This window comes from Streptomyces sp. H27-H5 (assembly GCF_026627505.1).
GTDB lineage: Bacteria > Actinomycetota > Actinomycetes > Streptomycetales > Streptomycetaceae > Streptomyces.
This window is the reverse complement of record NZ_JAPNLK010000223.1, coordinates 1-4,121: the sequence shown is the minus strand read 5'-3', so window position 1 is coordinate 4,121 and position 4,121 is coordinate 1. Positions and strand designations below refer to the sequence as shown.

The 4,121-nt window shown below is 70.9% G+C and carries 3 protein-coding genes, 1 tRNA gene and 1 other RNA gene; 1 reads left to right on the top strand and 4 read right to left on the bottom strand.

Annotation, left to right across the window (positions count from 1 at the left end; genetic code table 11):
- Positions 1-136: 136 nt before the first annotated feature.
- Complete coding sequence (locus OTB19_RS41905) at positions 137-2,341, bottom strand: DNA polymerase III subunit gamma and tau (RefSeq protein ID WP_267804116.1); 2,205 nt, start codon at positions 2,339-2,341, stop codon at positions 137-139.
- Positions 2,342-2,418: 77 nt separating this feature from the next.
- Positions 2,419-2,513, bottom strand: an RNA gene (ffs, locus tag OTB19_RS41900) — signal recognition particle sRNA small type.
- Between the two features lie 198 nt (positions 2,514-2,711).
- Between ffs and OTB19_RS41895 the strand changes: the two genes are divergently transcribed.
- Positions 2,712-2,799: transfer RNA gene (locus OTB19_RS41895), tRNA-Ser, on the top strand.
- 129 nt (positions 2,800-2,928) lie between these two features.
- On the opposite strand, the gene OTB19_RS41890 is transcribed toward OTB19_RS41895, so the two are convergent.
- Together OTB19_RS41890 and OTB19_RS41885 are read right to left on the bottom strand one after the other, a co-directional pair.
- Positions 2,929-3,357 carry a type II toxin-antitoxin system VapC family toxin gene (locus OTB19_RS41890; protein ID WP_267804115.1) on the bottom strand — a complete coding sequence of 143 codons (429 nt, stop codon included), beginning with the start codon at positions 3,355-3,357 and terminating at the stop codon, positions 2,929-2,931.
- Positions 3,354-3,641: a hypothetical protein gene (locus OTB19_RS41885; protein ID WP_267804114.1), complete on the bottom strand. Its 288-nt coding sequence runs from the start codon at positions 3,639-3,641 to the stop codon at positions 3,354-3,356. Before OTB19_RS41885 ends, OTB19_RS41890 begins: the two co-directional genes overlap by 4 nt.
- Positions 3,642-4,121 lie beyond the last annotated feature (480 nt).

Here is a 4,121-nt window from a genome sequence, read left to right as displayed (position 1 = left end):
TTCACTTCAGAGGTGCCTTGCTGGTTGGTACTGGTGGAAGCGTCAGAACTCCCATCATCCCAGGTCAGCAGGCACCTCTTCTGGTTTCTCCGTCCACAGCCCGACCACTACACGGTGGATCGAGGATGAGACGGCCCTACTCGTTCGTGTATTCCTCCACAACAGTGGCTCCGAGCTCGCGCACGATCAGGTCGTGTCCGGTCAGGGCGCTGTCGACGAGGTCTGGGTCGTCCTCCTCGGGGACGTCGTCCTCGGGGGCGACCGGCGGGGGCGCCTGCCGCTCGGGCGGCTGCGGCGGGGGCGCGGACTGCTGGGACCGCTGCTGGTACGAGGCCTGCTGGGACGGCTGCTGCGGAGCCGGGGCCGGGGCCTGCTGCTGCGGGGGCGGCGGGCTGTACGCGGGCGCGGCGGGGGCGGAGTACGAACCCACGGCGGGCACGGGCGCGCCGCCGCCGACCACCGCGTCGATCTTCCAGTTGACCTGGAACTGCTCGGCGAGAACGGCCTTGAGGACGTCCTCGCTGCCGCTGCTCGCGAAGTTGTCGCGGGCTCCGACATTGGGGAAGCCGAGCTGCAACGTCGTTCCGTCGAAGCCGGTGACCTGGGCGTTCTGGCTGAGCAGGATCCAGGTGAAGCGGCGGCGGTTCTTCACCGCCTCCAGGACGCCGGGCCACATGGCCTGTACCTGATCCGCTCCGGCGGCCATGCCGGGCGAGGGGATGGCGGGCGTGGGTCCGCTCGGGGCCGGCGCGGCCGCGGGTGCGGGGGCGCCCGATCCGGGTGCGGTGGCGCTGGGCCAGGCACCGGCGGCGGGGGCCTGGACGGCCGGGGCCGGGGCCGGGGCGCCGGAGGCGGGGCTCGCGGCTCCCGGCCAGGCGCCCGGCTGGGCCGCGGCGGGAGCGGGCGTGCGGGCGCCGGCGCCCGGCTGGGCGGCGCCGGGCCAGGCGCCCGGAGCGGTGGCGGGGGCCTGCGCGGGGGCGGGTGCCTGCGCCGGGGCTTGGGCGGTCGGGGCTTGGGCGGGGGCCGGGGGTGTGGCGGGCTCCGGTTCGGGGGCTCGGACGGCCGCGCGGGCGGCGGCCATCCCGCCGGCGGGTCCGGCCGGGGCCATGCCGTGGGCCTCGGGCCCGGGGACGTACCCCATGGCGGGCATCGCCGCGGGCGCGGCGGCGGCCGCGGCCGCGAACCCGCCGCGCTCCAGGCGGTCCAGGCGGGCCTGGAAGGAACGCTCGTCGTCGAAGGCGGCGGGCAGCAGCACGCGGGCGCAGATCAGTTCCAGCTGGAGCCGGGGCGAGGTCGCGCCCCGCATCTCGGTGAGCCCGGTGTTGACGAGGTCGGCGGCGCGCGACAGCTCGGCGGCGCCGAAGACGGAGGCCTGGGCCGTCATCCGCTCGACGACATCGGCGGGGGCGTCGATGAGCCCCTTCTCCCCGGCGTCGGGGACGGCGGCCAGGATCACCAGGTCGCGCAGCCGCTCCAGCAGGTCGGCGACGAACCGGCGGGGGTCGTTGCCGCCCTCCACGACGCGGTCGACGACCTCGAACGCGGCGGCCCCGTCCCCGGCGGCGAACGCGTCCACGACGGAGTCGAGCAGCGATCCGTCCGTGTAACCGAGGAGGGACGTCGCCATGGCGTACGTCACACCCTGCTCGGCGGCGCCGGCCAGCAACTGGTCCATCACCGACATCGAGTCACGCACCGACCCGGCGCCGGCCCGCACGACGAGCGGCAGCACGCCGTCCTCGACGGTGGCGCCCTCGCGGCCGCAGACCTCGCCGAGGTAGTCCCGCAGGGTCCCGGGCGGGACGAGCCGGAAGGGGTAGTGGTGCGTCCGGGACCGGATGGTGCCGATGACCTTTTCCGGCTCGGTCGTGGCGAAGATGAACTTCAGGTGCTCCGGCGGCTCCTCGACGACCTTCAGCAGGGCGTTGAAGCCCGCCGAGGTGACCATGTGGGCCTCGTCGATGATGTAGATCTTGTAGCGGCTGGAGGCGGGCCCGAAGAAGGCCTTCTCCCGCAGGTCGCGGGCGTCGTCCACACCACCGTGCGAAGCGGCGTCGATCTCGATGACGTCGATGGAGCCGGGGCCGTTGCGCGCGAGGTCCTTGCAGGACTGGCACTCCCCGCAGGGGGTCGGCGTGGGACCTTGCTCACAGTTCAGGCAGCGGGCCAGGATGCGCGCGCTGGTGGTCTTGCCACACCCTCGCGGACCGCTGAACAGGTACGCGTGATTGACCCGGTTGTTCCGCAGGGCCTGCATCAGCGGTGCAGTGACATGCTCCTGACCGATGACCTCGGCGAACGACTCGGGGCGATAGCGGCGGTACAGCGCAAGGGACGACACGTATACGAGGTTATCCGGGCCCACCGACAAGAGCCGCCCACCGGCCCGCGGATCCCCGCCGAAGCCGCCCCGGAACGCAAAACGCCCCCCACGCACCCGCCAGAGCCCACTTACCCTTGCTGCCTTCCGGCCCTGGGGGAGTTGGGTGAGATAGCGCCACGTGAGGGGCTGGCCCCACCCTAGCCGATGAAGCGACCCGGAATCGACCCGGGTCGATCCGTCGGTCGCTTGCGGGTCGCTCGCGCATCTGTCCCGGATAGCCGGCGACATCCCTCCCGCACCCCTCCCGGATCGCTCCCGGATCCGTCCCGGTCCACCGCCCGACGATCACGTTCGCGAGCACCCCTGAACGTCTTGTATTGTTTGCCCCGGAGGATTCGCCTAGTGGCCTAGGGCGCACGCTTGGAAAGCGTGTTGGGGGCAACCCCTCACGAGTTCGAATCTCGTATCCTCCGCCAGTGCCTCACCGGGCACTTGAAGGCCCCGACCGGGAAACCGGCCGGGGCCTTCTGCGTTCCGTGGTCTCAGTTCCAGTCTCGTTTATTTGCCTCAAAACCGGACCTTCCCCGCGTTCCAGCCTCGATGGCCTATCCCTCGTACTCCCAAGGGTTCAGCAGCAGTGCGCCTGATCGCGCCAGATGCTTGATGTTGCGGCTCACGAGCGTCCAGCCGTTCGCCAGGGCAGTGGCGGCGATCAGCGCATCAGGTGGATCGATGCTGGTTCCGGCATTTTTGAGCCTCCGGTGAAGAGCGAGGTAGGCAAGGGCCTCCCGCTCGCCGACGGCGGCGATCCGGTCGCGGTACTGATCACGGAGGTCCGTGAGCGCCCGCTCGAAAGCCGTACGCCGCACCGGATCAGGGGTTCCGGCAATGCCTGCTTCGATCTCCGCGACCGTGATGACGCTCAGGTAGAGGACAGGAGACGGAACCGAGCGAGCCCAGGCGACGACGGCAGGGGCGGGCTTCGGCCGGGTGGTGATCTCGGCGACCACATTGGTGTCGAGCAGATAGATCACTCGCCGTCCGCCGCATCGTCATAGGACCGCTGCCCGAACTCCAGACCCTCGAACGGGGCCGCCGTAAGTCGCTCAAGGAACCCGTCGCTGCCCAGGGTCGCCCAGCGGTGAAGCGTGTCGGGCAAGGCATCGATGTCGGTGTCGGCCAGCTCGGCATCGAAGTGCCCGAGCTGATGCTCGGGAAGGGACTCCCGGATCTCCCGGATCGTCCGTAGCGGATGGGACTGAGGATGCGACTCCTCGGGTCTGCGCGGCGGGAGCGGCAGATTCGGGGCAGTGCTCATGATCGGCTCCTCCACGCTGTGGTCCACGGGCCCATGCCTGAAGACCACCCTAGGCCGGACAACCCTGGAGAGGGCCGAGAACGACCCGAATCCGAGCTTCGACGGAACGCATCCGCCGAGTCTCGCCGCCGGCTGTGTCCGGCAGCCGGGAGTCCGCCTTCGCCTGCGACAGCGATGGCCCTCGAGTTGGGAACCAGCCGAACGAACCGGTCGGGCATGACGGTCCATCGGAACCTGCCCCGCTTCGTGCACGGTTGTGTCAACCGCTGCGGGCGCGGCCCGGCCGTTGCCTGTGCTGCCATGAACACGGCTGATCTTCACGATGTACCACTGGCGCGGTGCTCGCGACGCGTCGCTTAGTGGTCTGCGTCGTAAATCCTTCGGGGGTTGACGTCGGGCTTGGCGTGCGCTTGCCCGTGTCAGGTGTCGAGACCGGTGAGGTGGAGGTGGCAGGCGGTGTCGAGTGCGTCCTCGGGGGTG